General features: G+C 40.9%; 20 protein-coding genes. 8 read left to right on the top strand and 12 right to left on the bottom strand.

The window, feature by feature from the left end; translation table 11 throughout:
* Window positions 1–2 precede the first annotated feature (2 nt).
* The 3 genes from BQ2679_RS01865 to BQ2679_RS01855 all read right to left on the bottom strand — a co-directional run bounded on the left by BQ2679_RS01865 (window position 3) and on the right by BQ2679_RS01855 (window position 4,180).
* Window positions 3–1,283 carry an MATE family efflux transporter gene (locus BQ2679_RS01865; protein ID WP_075565622.1) on the bottom strand — a complete coding sequence of 427 codons (1,281 nt, stop codon included), beginning with the start codon at window positions 1,281–1,283 and terminating at the stop codon, window positions 3–5.
* 60 nt (window positions 1,284–1,343) lie between these two features.
* The gene (gene thrC, locus BQ2679_RS01860; RefSeq protein ID WP_075565620.1) at window positions 1,344–2,828 is read right to left on the bottom strand and encodes a threonine synthase; all 1,485 of its coding nucleotides are present in this window, start codon (window positions 2,826–2,828) and stop codon (window positions 1,344–1,346) included.
* Window positions 2,829–2,902: 74 nt separating this feature from the next.
* Entirely contained in the window at window positions 2,903–4,180 is a 1,278-nt protein-coding gene (locus BQ2679_RS01855; RefSeq protein ID WP_075565618.1) for a glutamate-cysteine ligase family protein, read from the bottom strand.
* 321 nt (window positions 4,181–4,501) lie between these two features.
* Here BQ2679_RS01855 and BQ2679_RS01850 point away from each other — a divergent pair, with 321 nt between their 5' ends.
* The 3 genes from BQ2679_RS01850 to BQ2679_RS01840 all read left to right on the top strand — a co-directional run bounded on the left by BQ2679_RS01850 (window position 4,502) and on the right by BQ2679_RS01840 (window position 7,307).
* A complete protein-coding gene (locus BQ2679_RS01850) occupies window positions 4,502–5,491 on the top strand; it encodes a PTS sugar transporter subunit IIB (RefSeq protein ID WP_075565616.1) in 990 nt (329 codons plus the stop codon).
* Between the two features lie 77 nt (window positions 5,492–5,568).
* Window positions 5,569–6,381: a PTS mannose/fructose/sorbose transporter subunit IIC gene (locus tag BQ2679_RS01845; RefSeq protein ID WP_075565614.1), complete on the top strand. Its 813-nt coding sequence runs from the start codon at window positions 5,569–5,571 to the stop codon at window positions 6,379–6,381.
* A gap of 14 nt (window positions 6,382–6,395) precedes the next feature.
* A complete protein-coding gene (locus tag BQ2679_RS01840) occupies window positions 6,396–7,307 on the top strand; it encodes a PTS system mannose/fructose/sorbose family transporter subunit IID (protein ID WP_075565612.1) in 912 nt (303 codons plus the stop codon).
* A 53-nt stretch (window positions 7,308–7,360) separates the two neighbouring features.
* Here BQ2679_RS01840 and pepC read toward each other — a convergent pair whose 3' ends face one another.
* The 9 genes from pepC to leuS all read right to left on the bottom strand — a co-directional run bounded on the left by pepC (window position 7,361) and on the right by leuS (window position 17,142).
* Complete coding sequence (pepC, locus tag BQ2679_RS01835; RefSeq protein WP_075565610.1) at window positions 7,361–8,695, bottom strand: aminopeptidase C; 1,335 nt, start codon at window positions 8,693–8,695, stop codon at window positions 7,361–7,363.
* Between the two features lie 108 nt (window positions 8,696–8,803).
* Window positions 8,804–9,526, bottom strand: a complete 723-nt coding sequence (locus tag BQ2679_RS01830; RefSeq protein ID WP_075565608.1) for a pseudouridine synthase — start codon at window positions 9,524–9,526, stop codon at window positions 8,804–8,806.
* A gap of 164 nt (window positions 9,527–9,690) precedes the next feature.
* On the bottom strand, window positions 9,691–10,263 hold the full coding sequence (locus BQ2679_RS01825; RefSeq protein WP_075565605.1) for a nucleotidyltransferase family protein: 573 nt from the start codon (window positions 10,261–10,263) through the stop codon (window positions 9,691–9,693).
* The gene (gene ruvB / locus BQ2679_RS01820; RefSeq protein WP_075565604.1) at window positions 10,244–11,242 is read right to left on the bottom strand and encodes a Holliday junction branch migration DNA helicase RuvB; all 999 of its coding nucleotides are present in this window, start codon (window positions 11,240–11,242) and stop codon (window positions 10,244–10,246) included. The genes BQ2679_RS01825 and ruvB overlap by 20 nt, the downstream gene beginning before the upstream one ends.
* Window positions 11,243–11,408: 166 nt before the next feature.
* Window positions 11,409–12,263, bottom strand: a complete 855-nt coding sequence (locus BQ2679_RS01815; RefSeq protein WP_075565602.1) for an ABC transporter permease — start codon at window positions 12,261–12,263, stop codon at window positions 11,409–11,411.
* A complete protein-coding gene (locus BQ2679_RS01810) occupies window positions 12,263–13,126 on the bottom strand; it encodes an ABC transporter ATP-binding protein (RefSeq protein ID WP_075565600.1) in 864 nt (287 codons plus the stop codon). The genes BQ2679_RS01815 and BQ2679_RS01810 overlap by 1 nt, the downstream gene beginning before the upstream one ends.
* Window positions 13,127–13,402: 276 nt before the next feature.
* Window positions 13,403–13,825, bottom strand: a complete 423-nt coding sequence (locus BQ2679_RS01805) for a GNAT family N-acetyltransferase (protein WP_075565597.1) — start codon at window positions 13,823–13,825, stop codon at window positions 13,403–13,405.
* A gap of 12 nt (window positions 13,826–13,837) precedes the next feature.
* Window positions 13,838–14,530: a GNAT family N-acetyltransferase gene (locus tag BQ2679_RS01800; protein WP_075565596.1), complete on the bottom strand. Its 693-nt coding sequence runs from the start codon at window positions 14,528–14,530 to the stop codon at window positions 13,838–13,840.
* Between the two features lie 110 nt (window positions 14,531–14,640).
* Complete coding sequence (gene leuS, locus BQ2679_RS01795) at window positions 14,641–17,142, bottom strand: leucine--tRNA ligase (protein WP_075565594.1); 2,502 nt, start codon at window positions 17,140–17,142, stop codon at window positions 14,641–14,643.
* Between the two features lie 240 nt (window positions 17,143–17,382).
* On the opposite strand from leuS, the gene BQ2679_RS01790 reads away from it, so the two are divergent.
* The 5 genes from BQ2679_RS01790 to dapD all read left to right on the top strand — a co-directional run bounded on the left by BQ2679_RS01790 (window position 17,383) and on the right by dapD (window position 23,825).
* Window positions 17,383–18,399, top strand: a complete 1,017-nt coding sequence (locus BQ2679_RS01790) for an NAD(P)H-dependent glycerol-3-phosphate dehydrogenase (RefSeq protein WP_075565592.1) — start codon at window positions 17,383–17,385, stop codon at window positions 18,397–18,399.
* 22 nt (window positions 18,400–18,421) lie between these two features.
* Window positions 18,422–19,321 (top strand): UTP--glucose-1-phosphate uridylyltransferase GalU, encoded by a 900-nt coding sequence (gene galU, locus BQ2679_RS01785; RefSeq protein WP_075565590.1) that lies wholly within the window; start codon window positions 18,422–18,424, stop codon window positions 19,319–19,321.
* Between the two features lie 136 nt (window positions 19,322–19,457).
* Window positions 19,458–22,040: a penicillin-binding protein PBP1B gene (gene pbp1b / locus BQ2679_RS01780; protein WP_075565588.1), complete on the top strand. Its 2,583-nt coding sequence runs from the start codon at window positions 19,458–19,460 to the stop codon at window positions 22,038–22,040.
* Window positions 22,041–22,128: 88 nt separating this feature from the next.
* Window positions 22,129–23,055, top strand: a complete 927-nt coding sequence (locus BQ2679_RS01775) for a DMT family transporter (protein WP_075565587.1) — start codon at window positions 22,129–22,131, stop codon at window positions 23,053–23,055.
* 71 nt (window positions 23,056–23,126) lie between these two features.
* Window positions 23,127–23,825: a 2,3,4,5-tetrahydropyridine-2,6-dicarboxylate N-acetyltransferase gene (gene dapD, locus BQ2679_RS01770; protein WP_075565585.1), complete on the top strand. Its 699-nt coding sequence runs from the start codon at window positions 23,127–23,129 to the stop codon at window positions 23,823–23,825.
* The last annotated feature ends 47 nt before the right edge of the window (window positions 23,826–23,872 follow it).

The following is a 23,872-nucleotide window of genomic DNA, read 5'->3' as shown; positions in this document are numbered from 1 at the left end:
TTTTATCCTTTCAATGTCATATAAGATTTGTAACGATAGCGTAGAAAAATCCAACGGAAACCATTATCCAAAAGCGTTCCTGCCCAGATACCAGGCAAACCCCATCCAAGAACAATTCCCATCAGGTAACCAGTCCCAATACGGATGCACCACATTCCAATACTTGTCGCATAAAAGGGAAGTCGGGCATTTCCCAAACCTTGCCAGACAGCTGTATAAATGACCGTTCCCGTTGTCATAGGAGTCCCTAAAAGTGAAAAAAGAGTCACTAAAACACTGGCTTTGATAGCCACAGGATCGCTGGTGTAGAGATAGCTTAGTGGTGTCCCGAGAGCATAGATACTAAGCGTTAAGGGCAACATGAGAAAGAAAGATAGCCAAAAAGTTTGCTTACTTAGTTTGTCCACCCTTGCCCAATCATCCTCCCCAACTGCTCTAGCTACCTGCATGACTGTTGCTGTCGCAACACCAAAAGCAGGCATGTAGTTGAACTGAGTCAAAACTTCACCGATAGCATTTCCCGCGACTGCCTCCGTCCCAAAGGAAACAACCAAAGTAATAATGACTACATCTCCAGCCCTCATCATGAGACGTTCTCCCGCCGCAGGCAAAGCCAAAGTTAGCAGGTCTTTATCCAGTCCAAACGTCGGTCTCATATATGGAAGTTTTAATTGTGACCACAAAATTACAACCCCGATTAAACGAGACAAAATAGTCCCCCAAGCTACACCAGCTATCCCCATATCAAGGATAAAAATGGCGACACTTGAAAAAACAATATTTAAAGCATTGGATAAAAAACTAACATAAAGCGGAAGTCGAGGATTGTGGGTAGCGCGAATCAAGGCTCCTAGACTAGTCATCAAGCCCAGGAGAACGATTGTCCCACCAACTAAAGATAGGTATAAGCCACCACTTTCAGCCACAGCCTGTTCAGTACCCAAAAGACCAATCATCTCTTGACCTGCAAAGATGGACAAGACACCTAAAATTAAACTCAATAGCAAGGTTATCTTGAGAGCTTCTGTCACATGGTAGGCTAGTCTAGACTGATCTTTCTGTCCCACACTTTTTGAAATGACACTAGAAATTGCTGCTCCCAAGGCAATAAAAATAGCCTGATAAATGGTGATTATATTTCCAGCTACAGACACACCCGAAATGGCGATCAACCCCAGATTAGCTACCAAGTAGCTATCTACCATCCCCATGAGCATCTGCAAGAAATTTTCACCCATGGCAGGTAAAGCTATGTTGAGAATATCCTTATTTTTTTTAAACAATCCTTCCTCCTGATGAAAAGAAACTCAGTTAGTTTCCCAACCGAGTTTACTTCCTCTCTTTTAAAGTCCTAAATAAGATTCTACTGCTGCCTGCATATCTGCCGCTGCAACAGTTGTCTTGTGACGAACTGGAGCTGTTTCGAGACCATCAACTGCTGGTGGCACTGCCACTCCTGAAATTTCGTGCAACTGAGCCAAAGCTTCAAAGTCGGTCAAGCCTGATTTCCCTGTTACAGCTTCTACTGCAACTACTGGGAATTTATATGGACTAGCTGTTGAAGCAATCACGGTCTTAGCCACATCGCCTGTCCCCGCTTGGTATTTTTTATATACGGCCGAAGCAACTGCTGTATGAGGGTCTTCAATATAAGCATTTGCCTCATAAACACGCTTAATTTCTGCTGCGGTTTCTGCTTCTGTCGCATACTCAGCTGCAAAAAGGCCAAGGATTTCTGCATCAAAATCAGCCAACTCATACTGACCTTTAGTGTTCAAAGCATTCATAAGTTCAGCTGTCTTAACCGCATCATTTCCCAAAAGATGGAAAATCAAACGCTCCAAGTTTGAAGACACTAAGATATCCATAGATGGGCTAGTGGTCACTTTAAACTCACGCTTCTTGTCATAAACACGAGTTTTGAAGAAGTCTGTCAAGACATTGTTGTCATTTGAAGCACAGATTAGCTTACCGACTGGTAGGCCGATTTGTTTGGCGTAAAAGGCAGCCAAGATATTTCCAAAGTTTCCTGTCGGTACGGTGAAGTTAACCTTATCACCTGCATTAATTTCGCCAGTTTTAACAAGCTGAGCGTAGGCATAAACATAATAGACAATCTGTGGGACCAAACGACCAATATTCATAGAGTTAGCTGATGAGAACTGGAGCTTGTTAGCTGCTAATTTTTCACGAAGGGCCACATCGTTGAACATATGCTTCACATTAGTCTGAGCATCGTCAAAGTTTCCATCAATAGCGATAACATGGGTATTTTCGCCCGTTTGAGTGGTCATTTGCAACTCTTGTACCTTGCTGACACCGTCTTTTGGATAAAAAACGATAATTTCAGTTCCTGGTACATCCGCGAATCCTGCCATAGCAGCTTTCCCAGTATCTCCAGATGTTGCTGTCAAGATGACAATCTTGTTTTCCAAACCGTGTTTTTTAGCTGCCGTTGTCATAAAGTATGGCAAGATGGACAAGGCCATATCTTTAAAAGCAATGGTTGAACCGTGGAAAAGTTCCAAGTTGTATTGGCCATCGAGTTTGACAAGAGGGGCAATAGCTGGTGTATCAAACTTGCTGTCATAGGCGTTGGTGATACAATAGTCCAACTCTTCTGCTGTAAAATCATCCAAGAAGGCTGACAAGACAAGCTTAGCCACTTCTTGGTAAGAAGCGTCTTTCAATGTTTCAAAATCCAAATCAACCTTTGGATAGCTAACTGGAGTAAACAAGCCTCCATCTGTTGCCAAACCTTGCAAAATCGCTTGGCTGGCTGTTACTGTATTGTTCGCGTCACGCGTTGATTGATAAACTAATGTCATAAATCTCTATCCTTTATCTATAGTCTTATTCATTATAACATGATTTTTCAGAAAATTCTTCCTTTATAAGAAAATTATACGTCCAATTCTTCTTTCAAAGGTTCTAAATAAGTCGTTTCACTCTGACCTCTCATCTCAAGTCCTTGCTCTGCTATCGCTAGCAAGTCTTTGGAGAACTGGGCAATCCCAGCTGTTTCTTCATCTGTGAGGTGTTTCTTAGAAAATTGTCTTCTCAAAGACTTGTAGTCACGACCAAATCTCTCAAAGAAAGGAGCTGTTTCTAGGTAAGTTTCAAGCTTGTCAAGATTCACCAACAAACCTAGATGAAAGGCTGCTGAAGCAAAGGTGCGGTCTAGCGGCTGTGTACAAACACTACGAAATTCAACAGTCCCTCTTGTTGTCAAATCTTGAAATTGATAGCTACGGTGCGTTTGGAAATCCTTTTCTAGAGGAACAAGCAGGGCTTCTTTCCCATTTAGAGTATAGGCAGGAATTTCATCAATAGCTAGGTAATCTCTAGCTTGAATTGGAGAAAAATAATAGGTTTCTCCATCTCGTTCTGCTGTGAAAATCGCAGAATGGTCTAAATAATCAAAGAAATCATCTTCATCTTTAAAGAGTCTGGTATTGACTCCAACATTCTCTGGATAAATCCCATGCATGGAGTCTTCCCAAAAGATATCTCGTGAAATCTGGGTGTCCCAGTCTGCTCCAGAAAACTCAGAATTAGCAAATAAGAAAGCTTTGGCTGACTCAATCTGAGTGAAAGCATTGATGACACGTAGGTAGTTAGCGGTCGAAACATCCAACTGGACTTGACTCCCGCAGATGAAAGCTCCGTATTGTGGAAAGTCATGTAAATGCGCACTTTCTTGGTGACTCCCCATACTCAGATAATCCATCAGCATCTGATAGCGTGAATAAGCCACAGGTCGGTTGTCATTTTGATTCCAATTTGGGTGAATCCCCCAACCCTGGATAGCATGATTCTTTTCGCCTAGCTTTTCTTGGATTACCTTCATATAGGCCTGAAAACGTCCTTCAACCTCTTGGATATTCTGAGCCCTACCAAAGGCAAATTCCAAGGTTGTATAAGAAACTTCAAACAGAATTCGATCTTGACTCGTCGATTCTACAAGTTGAATCGGATTGCCCTCCTGGTCTACCTTTTCAACTTTCAGACTGAGAGCATCCACCAAAAAGCGCATCAAGTCCTTGCTGACTTCAATATCTGTAGGTTGGCCTTTCGTATGAACGATAGGAAACTCCAACTCAATACCGATGTAGAGATCTGGATTTTTTTTGATATTTTTTAAATAGCGGTCTTTTAATAACTGAATTGAAGGGGACATAAACACCTCTCACTCTAAATTCTCTAACCAGAAAAATAAATTACTATCTATTATATCAAAAACTGAATCAGAAGCATCTTGAAAAATGTCTTTCCTAATTTTAATAAGACATTTAAAACTTTTATACTAATTTTTATACTATTATTTTTATGTTATATTTAAATACATTGATATATCAATGTTTTAAAAGTAAACATTTTCACAAATTCTTGAAAGTTTAGTATAAGTAGTTGATTTTTTTATGAAAACGATTTATACTTAAATAGTCTTAAAGTTTTCTTAAACTACGAGTCAAACATTTTATAAGGAGGAATGACAATAATGAGTATCGGAATCATTATTGCGAGCCACGGTGAATTTGCCGCTGGTATTCATCAGTCAGGATCTATGATCTTTGGTGAACAAGAAAAGGTTCAAGTTGTAACCTTTATGCCAAACGAAGGTCCAGATGATTTATACGCGAAGTTCAATAATGCTGTGGCTGCATTTGACGCAGAAGATGAGGTTCTAGTCTTGGCTGACCTTTGGAGTGGATCTCCATTTAACCAAGCTAGTCGCGTGATGGGAGAAAACCCTGAACGTAAATTTGCCATCATCACTGGACTTAACTTACCGATGTTAATCCAAGCCTACACAGAGCGCCTCATGGATGCTGCGGCTGGCGTGGATAAAGTCGCTGCAAATATTATTAAAGAGTCCAAAGATGGCATCAAGGCTCTTCCAGAAGAGTTAAATCCAGCTGAGGAAGTTGCAACTGCTGCAGCTGCGCCTGTAGCCCAAGCTGCTATTCCAGAAGGAACTGTCATCGGAGACGGAAAACTTAAGATCAATCTTGCACGTCTTGACACTCGTCTCCTTCACGGACAAGTTGCAACTGCTTGGACACCAGATTCAAAAGCTAACCGTATCATCGTTGCTTCAGATAACGTTGCTAAAGATGACCTTCGTAAAGAATTGATCAAACAAGCAGCTCCAAACGGAGTGAAGGCTAACGTTGTTCCAATCCAAAAATTGATTGAAGTTGCAAAAGACCCTCGTTTTGGTGAAACACACGCCCTTATCTTATTTGAAACACCTCAAGATGCTCTTCGTGCTATCGAAGGCGGTGTGCCTATCAAGACTCTTAACGTTGGATCAATGGCTCACTCAACTGGTAAAACAATGGTCAACAACGTATTGTCAATGGACAAAGACGACGTTGCTACATTTGAAAAAATGCGTGACCTCGGTGTTGAATTTGACGTACGTAAAGTACCAAACGACACTAAAAAAGATTTGTTTGATTTAATCAAAAAAGCTAACGTTCAATAATCAAAATCTACTTCTAAGGAATCATTAGAAGAATGATAATACTCTTCATTATAATTAAATAGAAAAGGAATAAAACCATGTCAGATATTTCAATTATTTCTGCTATCTTGGTCGTATTTGTTGCCTTCCTTGCAGGTCTTGAAGGTATCCTCGACCAATTCCAATTCCACCAACCAATCGTCGCATGTACCCTTATCGGTCTTGTAACTGGTAACCTCGAAGCAGGGGTTATGCTTGGTGGATCACTTCAAATGATTGCTCTAGGTTGGGCAAACATCGGTGCTGCCGTAGCTCCTGACGCTGCCCTTGCCTCTGTTGCCGCTGCAATCATCATGATTAAAGGTGGTAACTTTACTACTGAAGGTATAGCAGTGGCAACTGCAACTGCAATCCCTCTTGCCGTAGCTGGACTTTTCTTGACTATGATCGTTCGTACAATTTCAGTTGCCTTGGTTCACACTGCTGATGCTGCCGCTAAAGAAGGTAACATTGCAGCTGTTGAGCGCGCTCACTACTTTGCCCTTATTCTTCAAGGTCTTCGTATCGCTGTTCCTGCTGCCTTCCTTATCGCTATCCCAGCTTCTACTGTTCAAGACGCTCTTGGTTTAATGCCAGATTGGTTGAACGGTGGTATGGCTGTTGGTGGTGCCATGGTCGTTGCCGTTGGTTACGCTTTGGTTATCAACATGATGGCAACTCGTGAAGTATGGCCATTCTTTGCTATCGGTTTTGCTCTTGCAGCAATCTCTCAATTAACTCTGATTGCCCTTGGTGTCATCGGTGTTGCCCTTGCCTTCATCTACCTCAACCTTTCTAAACAAGGTGGAAACGGTGGCGGAGGAGCTGCAACTTCTAACGATCCAATCGGTGATATCCTAGAAGACTACTAGAAAGGAGAACAATCATGGCTGAAAAAATTCAATTATCAAAATCAGATCGCCAAAAAGTTTGGTGGCGTTCACAATTCCTTCAAGGTTCTTGGAACTACGAACGTATGCAAAACTTGGGTTGGGCTTACTCTTTGATCCCAGCTATCAAGAAACTTTACACTAAAAAAGAAGACCAAGCAGCTGCTCTTGAGCGTCACCTTGAATTCTTCAACACTCACCCATACGTAGCTGCTCCAATCATGGGGGTTACTCTTGCACTTGAAGAAGAACGCGCTAACGGTACTGAAATCGATGACGCTGCTATCCAAGGTGTTAAAATCGGTATGATGGGACCTCTTGCTGGTATCGGTGACCCAGTCTTCTGGTTTACAGTTCGTCCGATCCTTGGTGCCCTTGGTGCATCACTTGCTGCAACTGGTAATATCGTTGGACCACTTCTCTTCTTCTTTGGATGGAATGCAATCCGTATGTCTTTCCTATGGTACACACAAGAGTTTGGTTACAAGGCTGGATCTGAAATCACTAAAGACATGTCTGGTGGTATCTTGAAAGACATCACTAAAGGTGCTTCTATCCTTGGTATGTTCATCCTTGCCGTTCTTGTACAACGTTGGGTATCTATCAACTTTACTGTTAACCTTCCAGGTAAACAGTTGGCAGAGGGTGCTTATATCAACTTCCCAGAAGGTCCTGTTACAGGAGCTGAGTTGAAGGGTATCCTTGGTCAAGCACTTGGAGGATTGAGTTTGGATAGTGTTCAACCTCAAACTCTTCAAGGTCAGTTGAACTCATTGATTCCAGGATTGATGGGACTTCTCCTTACTTTCCTTTGCATGTGGTTGCTTAAGAAAAAAGTATCTCCAATCACAATCATCCTTGCCCTCTTTGCAGTTGGTATCGCAGCTCGTTTCTTCGGTATCATGTAATCTGTACAAACAAAAAAGAATCAGGTGATAATCCTGATTCTTTTTGTATTCTTTTATTCTGCCAAGGCACCCATTGGATCCCATGGTGCGAGTACGATTGGTTCTGCTTCGTAAGCAACTCGCTCTTCTGCTGTTAGTAATTCCTTACGAACAACAATTTGGTAAGTGTATTCGTCCATCCAGGCATCTGAAGCAACAAAGTAACCATCTGTACCGACCTTGTCTCCCCATGAGTTTTCAACTTTCCACTTGACTGATTGGCCATTTTCGTCCAAATCAACACCTGTCAAGACCATAGCGTGAGTCATCAAGCTTTCGCTGTAGTCCAAACGTCCTGCCTTGTCTTGAGTGAGTTGGATATCCATGCTTGATTTAAAGTCATAAACATCTGTCGCAAGAATCCCTGCTTTACGGTTGCTGAGTTGGCCGACATCTGAACCAAACCAAACAGTTTCTCCTGTTTGCATTTGGGCAATGGCCAATTCTTTCAAGCGTTCCATCGGTACGTTGATGTAGCGAACTGCACGGCTACCAACAACATTTCCCAACATCTCAACTGTGTAAGATTTACCGTAAGGTTTATCAGCAGTTGGAGCATTGATCACAGAAACATAGTCTTCTAGTGGAAGGTCGACATATTTCTTGTAAAATTCTTGTGGTGTGATACCTTTTTCGCTTTGGTAGTTGTTGTCCTTGTCACGATAAGCAAAGTCAAATTTACGTGGTGGAAGCCCTAGTGACATGGCAAGGAAATTAAATATTTCTTGCAAGAGATCTTCTTTCTTGGCTTGAACAGTCGCTTGGTCAGCGCCAGAAGCCAAGAGGTCACGCAAGATTTGAGCATCTTGACGAAGCAATTTGTTTAGAATTGCATTGAGCTCACGGCTGCTACTAGATGAAACAGACTCTGGATAAACAGACTTAGGTACGACACCGTATTTCTCAAAGAGAGAAACTACCATATCCCACTGACCACCATCTTGTTGTGGAGTTTGGAGCAGGAAGCTAACCTTACGACTAGTCAATTCTTGGTCAGCAGTCGCAATCACTTGCTCCAAGAACCAGTTAGATTTTTCATACTTGTCCCAGAAGAAGGTGTGAGCTTGTGACAATTCAAAGTTTTCAAGTTTGTATTGAGAAATGAGTTTGTGGCGGAAAGTATTGAGGGCTGCAAACATCCAGCAACGACCAGAAGCCTTCTGGTTAGTGACCTTGTCCTTTGTCAAATCAAGCGAGAAAACAGGTGTATTGTCTACATGGCTTTGACGACGCTCTAAGGCTGCAAAAATTCCATTGTGACTGGCAGCATTTTCGATAGCTTGGTATTTTACATTTGCTTCATAATTAGCAAATAATTTATCTGTAAATGATTCTTGAATCGCGTTCATAAAATCCTCCTTTTTATTCTACAGTCTATTATAACGCTTTTCACAAAGGAAGCAACCAAAAATCGAAAAAGGTAGGGATATTTACCCTACTTTTTCCGATTATCCAGTTTATTGAACACTTTCAAGCAAGCCTTCTAGTTCTTCCTTGGTTAAACGACGCCATTCTCCACGTTTCAAATCCTCATCCAAGGTCAAAGTTCCCATGGTCAGACGTTGCAAGTCCACCACTTCCTTACCACAGTAGCCCACCATCCGTTTGACCTGGTGGAATTTCCCTTCTGCAATGCTCACTCGGAGCAGGCTTTGATCCTTTTCCGTATCCACCGACACAAGCTCCAACTTGGCAGGCTGACAGGTAAAGTCCTTGAGCGGAACACCTTGCGCAAATGTCTCAACATCTGCATCTGTCATCACTCCATTGATCCGCGCTAGATAGATTTTATCCACATGACGTTTTGGTGAAAGTAGAGCATGAGCCAGCTTGCCATCATTGGTTAAGAGCAAGAGTCCATGCGTATCAATATCCAAGCGCCCTACTGGGAAAACTTCCTTGGCACGTGCATAGTCATCCAACAAATCCAAGACTGTCTTGTGATTGGGGTCTTCAGTCGCTGAGATAACTCCTTTGGGCTTGTTCATCATATAGTAGACAAACTCCTCGTAGTCTAGCTTTTGCCCGTCAAAGCAAATCTCATCTGTCTCTTCATCAATTTGTAGCTTGGCAGATTTTTCTTTCTTGCCATTGACCGTCACGCGCCCTGACTTGAGAAAGTTTTTAACCTCAGTCCTACTCCCGACAGCGCAGGCTACTAAAAATTTATCTAATCTCATAAAACTATTATATCATGAAATTTCTTGGCCTTAGAACAAAAAAAGCCGCCTGATTGGGCGACTTGATTTTTTATAGGGAGATTATTATGAAAAAGTTTTAGGAGTTTAAGTTAAGGTCTTCTTAACTTATGAGATAAGTATACAACTCCTAACTTAAAGTTTCCTTAAGTTATTTTAAATGTGAGATTTTTCCATTTTTCTTGCCAGTTTTTCTTAGATAAACGCTGTTGATAAAGCTTCATCCGGTCGTCATTTTCTAAAAAATGGGGAGTTGGAGAAACCTGAAAGTTCAAAATATCCTCTAAACCATAAGGAGCAAAGAGCTCTAAAGTTGCGTCAGAATGCAAGCGAAGTCCTATCGCCGTACAACGTTCAGGATATTTACTCATAGCGTCACAGGAATTCACATACGGTTCCGTATGGGGACTATGCTGATGCATATAGGCTTGGTTTTTCAACTCCCACTGATACTGGGGGAAGTCCTCTCTCAACTTGTTTTCTATTGCCAGCGTTTCTTCATAACTCACCTCTGGGTCAAAGAAAATGACGTCCACATCCGTTTCACGGTCAAAGGCTGGTTTCTCTGACAAAAGATTCCAGATAAAATTTCGAACCGAACCAGCTGCTAACCAGGAATCTTTCAACTCCAGGTCACGGATGATGGTCAAAATAGCCATCATTTCAGAATTTTCCCTAAAAGAGTCTAAAATTTCAGTCTCATTTTTCAATATATTCATACCCCAAATGATCATAAGCCTTGGCTGTCGCGACCCGTCCTGAACGAGTTCGCATGATAAAGCCTTTCTGGATTAGGTAAGGTTCATACATATCTTCTACCGTTTCACGCTCTTCGGCGATATTGACCGAAAGAGTTCCTAGACCGACAGGACCCCCACCGTACATCTCAATCATGGTGCGAAGGATTTTCTGGTCCACATAGTCCAATCCTTCATGGTCTACATCCAGCATGGTCAAGGCCTTATCCGTAATGACATCATCAATCAAGCCATCGCCCATAATTTGGGCAAAGTCACGCACGCGCTTGAGGAGTCGATTGGCGATACGAGGAGTTCCACGACTGCGTAAAGCTAACTCTGAAGCAGCCTCATGGGTGATTTCCATCTCAAAGATATCTGCCGTCCGCTCGACAATCTCTGTCAAGTCAGCATGTTCGTAATATTCCATGTGACCTGTAATCCCAAAACGGGCACGAAGAGGATTGGACAGCATCCCTGCTCGTGTCGTTGCCCCAATCAAGGTAAATGGTGGCAATTCCAGATGAACGCTGCGACTGGTTTCACCAGCACCGATCATAATATCGATATAAAAATCTTCCATGGCACTATATAAAACTTCCTCAACAGCCATGGGCAAGCGATGAATCTCGTCTATAAAGAGTACATCTCCTGGTTCCAAGTCATTCAAAATTGCTACCAAATCACCGGCTTTTTCGATAACGGGACCAGACGTCTGCTTGAGATTAACTCCCAATTCATTAGCAATGACAAAAGCCATAGTTGTTTTCCCGAGACCTGGAGGACCAAACAAAAGAACATGATCCAGCGCCTCATCACGCATTTTTGCTGCCTCGATAAAGATTTGAAGCTGATCCTTGACCTTGTCTTGTCCGATATATTCACGTAAATATTGGGGACGGAGGGTACGCTCTACCAACTCCTCATCACCCATGATTTCATTATCTAAAATTCTACTCATGTTCCTATTATAGCAAAAATCCAGCCTACAAACAAAAAAGCCACCTGATTTGGTGGCTTCTTTAGGGAGATTATTATGAAAAAGAAAAGTTTAGGATTTCTATTAAATAAAGTTAGGAGGCCTTTACTTAATAATTATATGATACAAGAGAAGACTTAAAGTTAACTTAACCTATAATTTTTATTTTTTTGCTAGAGATTTTAACTACTACCAGCCAAAGCAGAAAAGTTAGGAGGCAGATACTCACCACTATTAAGTATGTTTCTTCCTTTGTTAAAAGGTTCTGCCAATTAAGCCGGATTCCTAATTTTTCTTGGAACTCTTCTAATAAGCTACTATTCCCCATAAATGTAGTTTCTAATTGCTCCTTCATTAAGACCTGTCTATAGAGAGAAGCAAGATAGGTAGCTGGTGTGCATTTCATGAGAACTTGAGCGAAGTTAGGAAGAATTCCCATTGGTACATAAGTTCCTACTAAAAATCCTGAAGCTGTACCTACAATTGTAGCCAATTTACCCAGACTATCTACTGACTGGAAATGATAAATCAAGAGTACATTTACCAATGTTGAAAGGAGACTACTTAGCAGCATGATTAAACTTATTTCAAATAGCTTATTCATAGCTGGAATTTCTTGAAAATAAAGACTCATAACAATAAGCATAAAGGCTTGCATAACAAAGGAAATGATAAGGCTACTAATAAGATAAGACAGTTGCAAGCCCCAGCTCCCTAAGTCTGTCAAAAAGAGATCCTGATCCACTTGATTTTCACGGTCTTGTACCATCTGAGTCAAAGCTGTAAAACTGGTTGTAATCCCAGTCACAGCCAAGGTTCCACCCATCAGCCAGTTATTTAATAGACTCTTATTATCAGGAAGTTGGGACCAGGCATCCATCAAATTTTTCTGCAAAAAAATGATATACAGTAGAAAGGAAATCAAAGCTCCCAGTAATGAGAAAAACACTCCTGAACGATTACGAAAATACAACAAAAAATCACGTTTTAATAAGGCTAACATTAGCGCACCTCTCTTCCTGTAAGGGCTATGAAGGCATCATCCATAGTTCCTGGACGAAATTCAAAACTAGCAATCTTCTCACGAACTTGGGTCAAATAATCAATAGCTTCCAATTGACTCTTAGGATAAAGACTATACTCAAACTCATTTTCCTTTTCCACAGGCATATTTTTAGGTAAGAATTTCTCCATCTGCTTGTCTTTAAAACAAATTTTTAAAAGATTGGAAGCGTACTCACTTTTAATTTCAGCAGCAGAACCTTGGGCAATAACCTTTCCATGATCTATAATATAAAGTTGATCTGCCTCATCTGCTTCATCCAGATAATGAGTCGTTAAGATAATGGTCATCCCTTCATCTCTTTGTAGACGATACAATAAATCCCAAATGGATTTGCGAGTCTGAATATCTAGTCCAGTCGTAGGCTCATCTAGAAATAAAATATCGGGATTGGATAGGAGAGCCCGAGCAATGTCAACTCGACGTCTCTGTCCTCCTGATAAAGTTCCATAAAGTTGTTTCTGAAAAGCAGTCAACCCTAGTTGATTGATTAAATCTTCCACACGACCACCCTTAATCCCCTTATACTGCTGAGCACGAATGGCTAGGTTTTCTTTGACCGTCAACTTTTCATCCAATACACTTGCTTGAAAAACAACTCCAATCCTAGTATTGGGAGCATAGATGATTTGACCATTAGTTGCTCGTTTAAGTCCGATTAACATTGAAATCGTGGTCGATTTGCCAGCCCCATTAGGTCCTAAGATTGCGTTAAAACTTCCTTTTTTAAACTCTAAATTTATATCTTTTACTGCTGTATGGTTTCCATAGTTCTTAGTGAGGCCTTTTGCTTGTAAAATCATATTTCCTTCCTCCTTTTTACACCTTCAGTTTAACAAAAAGGAAAAAGAAAAAATATAGTTTGGTGCTATGTGGTCGAAATGGATGATTATGTGGTCAATTCTACCTTAAAACTTCTGCATTTGAACATAAAAAAAGCCACCTGATTTGGTGGCTTCTTTAGGGAGATTATTATGAAAAAGAAAAGTTTAGGATTTCTATTAAATAAAGTTAGGAGGTCTTTACTTAATGATTACATGATACATGAGTAAACTTAAAGTTAACTTAAGATAAAAGAATTATTTAAATTTTTTTCGATCTACCCAAATCATTCCTGTACAATCATAAATAGATAAGGTTTCAAACCCCAGAGAACAGTAAAAACCCAAGTTTTTTTCTGTCTGTTCAGTCGCTAGTTGTATTTGGTAGGCATCCTTATAGTCAGCTAAGGCTTCTTTCATCAAGCTACTACCAATTCCTTGGCGCTGATAGCTAGGCAAAACAATCAAATCCTGGACAAAAACGGATGAAAAACCATCTCCAACCAGACGCACTAAACCAACGATTTCCTCACCATCACGTGCAAGATAAGTCGTTAGCGAATGAGACAAGGCCTGCTCCAACATCTGTGGCTGATTGGTATAGTTTGTCCAACCAACTGCCTGATAGAGATGTAAAACGTCATCAATTGAAACAGAGGATTCTTTTGTAAATTTTATCATAGTAGAACCTTTCTAATATTGCCTAAGCGATTTTATCTGCTGCCCATTTTTATCAAAGTTTTTAGGATGCAACCATGCTTCCAAACGAGCTTTGACTTGTGGCCAGTCCTTATCGATCATGGACAACCAATCCGTATCTCTGGTGCGACCTTTATAGATAACAGCTTGGCGGAAGGTGCCTTCATAGACAAAGCCCAAACGTTCTGCTGCTTTTCTAGATGGAAGATTGAGGGCGTCGCACTTCCACTCATAGCGTCGATAGTTGAGTTCTTCAAAGACATAACGGGCTAGCAAATAGTGAGCTTCTGTTCCCATCCTGGTCTGTTTGAGAGCCGGAGAAAAAGTCACCGCGCCAACTTCAATGGTGCGATTGGTTTGGTCAATACGCATGAGCGAAAAAGTACCCAGTGCTTTACCAGTCGCTTTATCGATAATCGCGTAGTAAAAGTGATCCTTTTGCTCAATCATCTGCTTTAAAGCTACCATTAACTCTTCTAGATTAGCCACAGGTGGTTGAAAAAGGTAGGTCCACATCTCACGAGGACTATCTGGGCCATAGACAGCTAATAAATCCTCTGCATGCTTTTCCACCGATAGAGCTTCTATAATCGTATATCGCCCTTCTATCCGTATAAGTGAAGGCAAAACTCCAAGTGTATCATCTACAGGTTCACCAATCATCTGACCGTATTCATTTACTGGCATAACTTTCTCCTTGTCTCCCACTTATAAGTTTAAAGATGTGAATAGTATATCACATCTCACAGGTAATCTACAAAAAATCCTCCAGATTCTACTCTGAAGGACTTTTAAATTTATTTCGTTACGATATTTACAAGCTTATTAGGTACACTAATTACTTTCACGATTTCTTTACCTTCGATCTCTGCTTTGACTTTTTCGTCAGAGAGAGCAACTTCTTGCAATTCCTCGCGTGACAGGTCTTTAGCGACCATGAGTTTGGCGCGGACTTTTCCTTTGATTTGGACGACGATTTCAATTTCATCTTCAACCAATTTGCTTTCGTCCCATGTTGGCCAAGCTACATAAGAGATAGACTCGCCTGTTGCTGCCACTGTTTGCCAGAGTTCTTCTGCCAAGTGAGGCGCAAATGGGGCAATCAATTGGATAAAGCCTTTGGCGTAATCCACATAAAGTTTGTCTTCCTTGTTCGCCGCATTGACAAAGACCATAAGTTGGGCAATGGCTGTGTTGAATTTCATGGACTCGATTTGCTCTGTGACAGCTTTAACGGTTTCGTTATAAACCTTGTCTAGAGCACCATTGTTTTCCGCAACGATTTCTTTACTTGTAATCAAACGGTACACACGGTCAAGGAACTTACGGCTTCCTTCCAGACCTTCTTCTGACCAAGCGATAGAAGCATCGAGTGGTCCCATAAACATTTCATAGACACGAAGGGTATCAGCACCGTATTGTTCCACCACATCGTCTGGGTTCACCACGTTCTTGAGGGATTTAGACATCTTAGCTGGTGCTTGCTCCAATTCTTCTCCTGTTTCCACGTGGAAGAAGGAACCGTCACGTTTTTCAACCTTGTCAGTTGCTACAAGAGCACCGCGATGGTCACGGTAGCTAGTTCCCAAGATCATTCCCTGGTTAAAGAGTTTTTGGAACGGTTCTTTAGTTGGAACAACACCGATATCATAGAGGAATTTATGCCAGAAACGAGCGTAAAGCAAGTGAAGCACGGCATGCTCTGCACCACCCACGTAGATATCGACTGGCAACCATTGTTTAAGGAGGTCCTCATCGGCCAATTTCTCAGTGTTATGTGGATCGATATAACGGAGGTAGTACCAGCTTGAACCAGCCCATTGTGGCATAGTGTTGGTTTCACGACGACCTTTGACCCCATCTTCACGAGTCACTTCTAGCCAGTCTGTTAAGTTAGCTAGTGGGCTTTCACCAGTACCTGAAGGGCGGATGTCTTTGGTGACTGGCAAGACAAGTGGCAAGTCACTTTCTGGAACGGCTGTCGAAGTTCCATCTTCCCAATGAATGATTGGGATTGGTTCACCCCAGTATCGTTGACGACTAAAGAGCCAGTCGCGGAGACGGTAGGTAACCTTCTCTTGACCACAACCTTTTTCTTCCAACCAAGCTACAATTTTAGCAATCGCTTCTTCTTTGTTCAGTCCATCTAGGAAATCAGAGTTGACGTGAAGACCGTCTTCTGTGTAAGCAGCCTCTTCAACGTTTCCACCTTCAAGAACTTCTACGATTGGAAGGTCAAATTGTTTGGCAAATTCCCAGTCACGTTGGTCATGGGCAGGTACGGCCATAACGGCACCTGTTCCGTAACTAGCAAGAACATAGTCCGCAATCCAGATTGGAATTTCTTTACCATTGACAGGGTTAATAGCATAAGCACCAGTCCAAACCCCTGTTTTTTCCTTGGCAAGGTCTGTACGAGCCAAGTCTGATTTGAGGCTGGCTTGGTGTTTGTATTCAGCAACAGCCTCTGATTGTTCTGGACTTGTGATGGCATCTACTAGCTCATGCTCAGGCGCCAAAACAGTGAAGGTCGCCCCGAAAAGAGTATCTGGACGTGTCGTAAAGACGGTGAATTCCTTGTCTGTTCCTTTCACTTTGAAAGTGACATTGGCACCAGTTGATTTACCAATCCAGTTGCGTTGCATGTCCTTGATAGACTCTGGCCAGTCCAGGTCATCCAAGTCATTGAGCAAGCGCTCCGCATAGGCAGTAATTTTAAGCATCCATTGTCGCATTGGTTTGCGGACAACTGGATAGCCACCACGCTCAGATGTTCCATCTGGAAGAACTTCTTCGTTGGCAATGGCTGTTCCTAATTCTTCCACCCAGTTTACTGGCACTTCCGCTTCATAGGCCAAGCCTTTTTCGTAAAGCTTGGTGAAGATCCATTGCGTCCACTTGTAATAGTTTGGATCTGTTGTGTTGACTTCACGATCCCAGTCGTAAGAGAATCCAAGCGCATTAATTTGGCGTTTGAAGTTGGCAATGTTTTCAGCGGTGAATTCTGCTGGGTCATTCCCCGTATCCATAGCGTATTGCTCTGCAGGCAAACCAAAAGCATCCCATCCCATTGGGTGAAGGACATTGTAGCCTTGGGCACGTTTGTAACGACTGAGGATATCTGTCGCTGTATAACCTTCTGGGTGTCCTACGTGAAGACCTGCTCCAGATGGATAAGGGAACATGTCCAATGCATAAAACTTAGGTTTTGAGGCATCTGTTCCTGTCTTAAAAGTGTGATAGTCAGCCCAGTGTTTTTGCCACTTAGACTCGATTTCTTTATGATTGTAAAAACTCATGGTATCTCTCCAATTTTCGTGATGTTCTTATTATACCATTTTTGAGAGAAATTAGGCTCTTCTTTTCTTTAATTTGATGATGAAAGTCTTAAAATCATTGCTTTTATCAATTCTCTTATTAAATCTATGACGACAAATATTCCTATCAAATTTTCAAAAAGAACTTAGTCTGTTATATAGGTGCATCATGGGTTTTTTTATGGTAAAATATAGGAAAGTGCTTTCTCAAAGGAGGAAAATATGAAAAAACAAACCATCGCTGTTTTAGGTCCTGGTTCTTGGGGTACTGCCTTGTCACAAGTCCTCAATGACAACGGACACCAAGTGCGTATCTGGGGAAATATTCCTGATCAAATTGATGAAATCAATACACAACATACTAACAAACGTTATTTTAAGGAAGCTATATTAGACGAAAAAATTGTTGCCTATCACGATTTGGCAGAAACTTTGACTGGTGTTGATGCTATCTTGTTTGTGGTGCCAACTAAGGTAACCAGATTGGTAGCTCAGCAAGTCGCTGCAGTTCTCAATCATAAAGTGGTTGTTATGCATGCCTCCAAAGGGCTTGAACCAGATAGCCACAAACGTCTCTCTACTGTTTTGGAAGAAGAAATTCCTGCTGAATTAAGAAGTGATATTGTCGTCGTCTCTGGACCTAGCCATGCTGAGGAAACCATTGTCCGTGACATTACCCTGATTACGGCAGCTTCAAAAGATCTCCAGACAGCACAGTATGTTCAATCTCTCTTTAGCAACAACTACTTCCGTCTATATACAAATACGGATGTTATTGGAGTTGAAACAGCTGGAGCCCTAAAAAATATCATCGCTGTTGGGGCAGGGGCTCTTCACGGTCTTGGTTTTGGAGATAACGCAAAAGCTGCGATTATCACGCGCGGTCTTGCAGAAATTACACGTCTAGGTGTTCAACTTGGAGCAAATCCACTTACCTATAGCGGTCTCTCAGGAGTTGGGGATTTGATTGTTACAGGAACATCTGTCCATTCACGCAACTGGCGAGCAGGAGATGCCCTCGGTCGGGGCGAAGCTTTAGCGGATATCGAAGCTAATATGGGAATGGTTATCGAAGGTATTTCAACAACCAAGGCAGCTTTTGAATTGGCAAAAGAACTTGATGTCTATATGCCAATCACTCAAGCAATCTATAAAGTTATTTATGAAAATGTCGATATCAAAGAAGCTGTAGCTGAACTCATGAGTAATGAATTTAAAGCGGAAAACGAGTGGTCTTAAGCCATTGTTAGAAAGGAAATATATGACACAGAAAGTCAGAAAAGCAGTCATTCCTGCTGCAGGACTTGGAACTCGCTTCCTTCCTGCAACCAAAGCATTGGCAAAAGAAATGTTGCCAATCGTAGATAAGCCAACAATTCAATTTATCGTTGAAGAAGCCCTTAAGTCTGGTATCGAAGACATTCTCGTTGTCACTGGTAAATCGAAACGCTCTATTGAAGACCATTTCGACTCAAACTTTGAACTAGAATATAACCTCAAAGAAAAAGGGAAAAATGATCTCTTGAAACTAGTAGACGAAACAACTGGTATGCGTCTACACTTCATTCGTCAAACGCATCCACGTGGTCTTGGAGATGCCGTCTTACAAGCTAAAGCATTTGTTGGGAATGAACCTTTTGTTGTTATGCTTGGAGACGATCTCATGGATATCAACGATGACAAGGCTATCCCATTGACTAAACAGCTCATGAATGATTATGAGAAAACTCATGCATCTACTATTGCTGTTATGCCTGTACCACACGAAGAAGTTTCCTCCTACGGAGTGATTGCTCCACAAGGAGAAGGCATCGATGGCCTATACAGTGTAGAAACCTTTGTTGAAAAACCAGCACCCGAAGATGCTCCAAGCGATCTAGCAATCATCGGTCGTTACCTCCTAACACCTGAGATTTTTAATATCTTAGAAACTCAAAAACCAGGTGCAGGAAATGAAATTCAATTAACAGATGCAATCGATACACTCAATAAAACCCAGAGAGTGTTTGCACGTGAATTTACTGGGGCACGTTATGATGTCGGTGATAAATTTGGATTTATGAAGACTTCAATTGAATACGCACTGAAACATCCACAAGTTAAAGACCACTTGAAAGACTACTTGATTGATCTCGGAAAAGAACTGTCAGGAGAAAAGTAAGTTATGTGAAAAGTCAGATTCTAATAGAATCTGACTTTTTTGAAATCTTAGATACAAACTGCTATATAGTCCTATTATAAGCCTAATTTCTTGCAATAAAAGCTTTTATGGTATAATAAAAAGAGTGAGGAAAGAAATGAAGAATAAATTAATTGAATTCAAAGAAAAAGGACTGGCCTTACTCCAGTCTCTAAAATCAAAAATTACTGATAAAATTCAAGCGAAGGATTCTAACCAAGCCTCAAATGAAAACTCCAATACTAGTTCCAATATCTGGACTATTTTGTCTAAAATTTTATTTGGGATAAAAGCTACCTTCAATACCTTATTCATTATAGCTTTTATTGGTGGCCTTTTAGGTACAGGTATTGTTTTTGGTTATGCCGTTTCGCTTTTTGATAAAGTTAGCGTCCCTCAGACGGAAGATTTGATCAAACAAGTTAATAATATTTCATCCATATCTGAAATTCACTATGCAGATGGTTCCTTGATTGCTTCTATCGAAAGTGACCTCCTAAGAACATCAGTTACATCAGAAGGTATTTCCGACAACCTTAAAAATGCAGTTATTGCTACAGAGGATGAACATTTCACTGAACATAATGGAGTTGTTCCAAAGGCTATCATTCGTGCTAGTCTAGGTAACTTTATCGGGCTTGGATCATCAAGTGGTGGATCTACTCTAACCCAACAGCTTATCAAACAGCAAGTTGTTGGAGACGCTCCTACTTTAGCCCGTAAAGCTAATGAAATCGTTAATGCTTTAGCACTCGAACGTGCTATGAGCAAGGATGAAATCTTAACAACTTATCTTAACGTGGCACCTTTTGGTCGTAATAATAAGGGGCAAAACATCGCAGGAGCTCAACAAGCAGCAATGGGTATCTTTGGAGTTGATGCTAGCCAACTTAGTGTTCCCCAAGCCGCTTTCATTGCCGGATTACCTCAAAGCCCTATCGTTTACTCTCCATATGAATCTACTGGTGAACAAAAGAGCGAGGAAGATATGGCTATAGGTGTTAAACGTTCTAAAGATGTCCTCTACAATATGTATAGAACTGGTCTTCTAAGCAAGGAAGACTACGAATCCTATAGAGACTATGATATCAAACAGGATTTCTTGCCTGCAGAAAATGTGGATGTCGCTTCAAAAGGCTTCCTCTACTTTGCTTCACTTAATGAGGCCACTAACCTCATGTATGATTATCTAGTTCAAAAAGATAATGTATCTACGCAAGAACTACAAAATGAATCCATTCAAAAATCCTACCGTGAATTAGCAGAAAAAGAAATTAAGAATGGTGGCTATCTTATCACTACAACTATTGATAAGAATATCCATGCAGCTATGCAAAAAGCAGTTGCAGATTATGGTTACGTACTAAATGATAGTACAGGACAACCAGAAGTTGGAAATGTCTTAATGGATAACCAAACTGGTGCTATTCTGGGATTTGTAGGCGGTCGAGATTATCAAAGTAACCAAAATAACCATGCCTTTGATACTAAGCGTTCTCCTGCTTCGACTACGAAACCGATTTTGGCTTACAGTATTGCCATTGACCAAGGATTAATGGGTAGTGCTAGCGTTTTGTCCAACTATCCAACCAAATTTGCTAATGGAAATCCAATCATGTATGTCAATAGTCCTGGTACAGGTATGATGAGTCTGAGAGAAGCTCTCAATTACTCTTGGAATATCCCAGCCTACTGGACTTACCGTATGCTTCGAGAAAAAGGGGTTGATGTTCGTTCCTATATGGAAAAGATGGGCTATGATATCCCAGAGTATGATATCGAAAGTCTTCCTATGGGGGGAGGAATTGATGTTACTGTAGCTCAACATACAAATGGTTACCAAACAATTGCTAATAATGGAGTTTACCATAAGAAGCATATGATTTCAAAAATCGAAAAAGCCAATGGCGATGTCATTTATGAGCATAAAGACGAGCCTGTTCAGGTATACTCTAAAGCAACTGCAACTATCATGCAAAGTTTGTTGCGAGATGTTATTTCATCACGTGCCACAACAACATTTGCAAACAACCTTGCAGCTATTAACCCAAGTTTAGCAAGTGCTGACTGGATTGGGAAAACTGGTACAACTAATGAAAATGGTGACATGTGGTTGATGCTTTCTACTCCAAGACTAACTCTAGGAGGCTGGATGGGGCACGACGATAATCGATCATTAGAAAATTTAGCAGGATATTACCGTAACTCTAAATATATGGCCTACCTAGTAAATGCTATCCAGCAAGCTTCCCCATCAGCTTGGGGAACCGAGAGGTTTAGCCTTGATCCTAGTGTAACCTCTTCCCAAGTTCTTAGATCAACTGGTCAAAAACCTGGACGAGTTAACCTCAACGGAAAAGATTATGAAGTCGGTGGGGAAACTGTTACAAGTTACTGGGCCAATAAAGCTGGAGCTCCAACTACGACCTTCCGCTTTGCAATTGGTGGTACTGATGCTGACTATCGACATGCTTGGAACGTTATTATTGGAAATCTAATTGAACAAAATAATAAAGATAAAAATAATAACAACAATAACGGTAACAATAACAATAACAATAACAGCAATAATAACGATAATAACGATAATAACAGAAACAACGATAATAACAGAAACAGCAATAATAACGATAATAGAAGTAACAACAATAACGGTAATAACAATAGGAACAATAATAATAGTAATAACAGAAATAACTAACAACGCTAAGTTTCTTACCGATAGGAGAGCGAGAAATGATAATTCTCGCTCTCTTTTTTCTTTTTCTTATTCATGGTACAATAGCTTCATGAATAAATATCAAAAGAATATCTTTAAGGGAACCATCTATTCTCTCTTATCTGGCTTAATTTGGGGAATATGTGGTATTTTAGGGGAATACTTTTTTACACATTATCAGGTTTCTTCAGGCTGGATTACTTCTATGAGGCTTCTAATAGCTGGTAGCTCTGTACTCATTTTGGCATTTTACAAGCTTAAATTTCACTTATTCGATATTTGGCGTAAAAAAAAGAATTATCTTTCTTTTCTTGCTTATGCTATATTGGGAATTTTCTCTGTTCAGTTTTTCTTTTATCTCTGCGTCGAATACTCAAATGCAACGACTGCTACTATCCTCCAATTCATTAGTCCTATTTTTATCTTAGTTTATGATTGGATTATCCATAAAAAGAAGGCTTCTAGGAATGCAATCCTATATGTTTTAATTGCCATGGTCGGAGTCTTCTTGATGACGACAAAAGGGGACTTGTCAACTTTATCAATCACACCCTTAGCCTTAGTCACCGGGCTACTCAGTGCTCTAGGAGTCATGTTTAATGTGATTTTGCCACAAAAATTTGCCAAAGAATATGGATTTGTTCCGACTGTCGGTTGGGGAATGATTGTTGCTGGTACTTTTAGTAATTTTCTCTATCCTGTCTATCAAATAAGCTTTCAACTTGATTGGATTAGTATCGCTATCTGTTTAACGATTGCATTTTTAGGAACTGCCTTTGCCTTTTTCCTATCTATGAAAGCTGTATCAATGGTTTCTCCGCTAGTAGTCTCTGTTGTCAGCGCCAGTGAACCCTTGTCATCTGCAATTCTCAGCGTCCTATTTCTAGGCCTTGTTTTGGATAGTTTTTTAGTGATATCCATGATTTTAATTATTATTCCTATGATTTTTCTATCTGTTGAAAAAGCGAAAGAAGGAAATGAATCTTCCTCCTTTTAATAGTTTAGACTTCTATTTTGAAGTCTTTTTTGGTAGAATAGTAAGCATTACAAAGAGTGAGGAGAGGCCCCATGACCGCTACAAAAATGAATGCACAAGAAATTATCCAATTTATCGCAAATGCTGAGAAAAAGACAAGTGTTAAGGTAACTTTTGAAGGTCCATTGACTGGAGTTATTCCTGCTTCAGTTGTTAAACTTGGAAATGTCCTCTTCGGAGACTGGAAAGACATCGCTCCCCTCCTCGAAAATTTAACTGAAAACAAAGACTATGTTGTCGAGCAAGATGCCCGTAACTCTGCTGTTCCTCTCCTTGATAAACGTGCTATTAATGCTCGTATCGAGCCAGGTGCTATCATTCGTGACCAGGTTGAAATTGGTGACAACGCTGTTATCATGATGGGGGCCGTCATTAATATTGGTGCTGAAATCGGTACTGGTACTATGATTGACATGGGCGCTATTCTTGGGGGACGTGCTATTGTTGGTAAAAATAGCCACGTTGGTGCAGGCGCAGTCCTTGCGGGTGTCATTGAACCGGCAAGTGCAGAGCCTGTCCGTGTTGGAGACAATGTCATGATTGGAGCCAATGCAGTTGTTATCGAAGGTGTTCAAATCGGTAGCGGATCTGTCGTTGCTGCAGGGTCTATCGTGATTCAAGATGTTCCTGAAAATGTTGTTGTCGCTGGAGTTCCAGCCCGTATTATTAAGAAAATTGATAGCCAAACTCAACAAAAAACAGCGCTTGAAGATGCGCTTCGTACCTTGTAAAAGTGAACAGAGGCGGAATTTCCTGCCTCTTTATTGTCTAGTAGAAA

The sequence above is a fragment of the Streptococcus timonensis genome (assembly GCF_900095845.1).
GTDB lineage: Bacteria > Bacillota > Bacilli > Lactobacillales > Streptococcaceae > Streptococcus > Streptococcus timonensis.
Note: the sequence above shows the minus strand (reverse complement) of the source record. Positions and strands in the feature narration are given on the sequence as shown.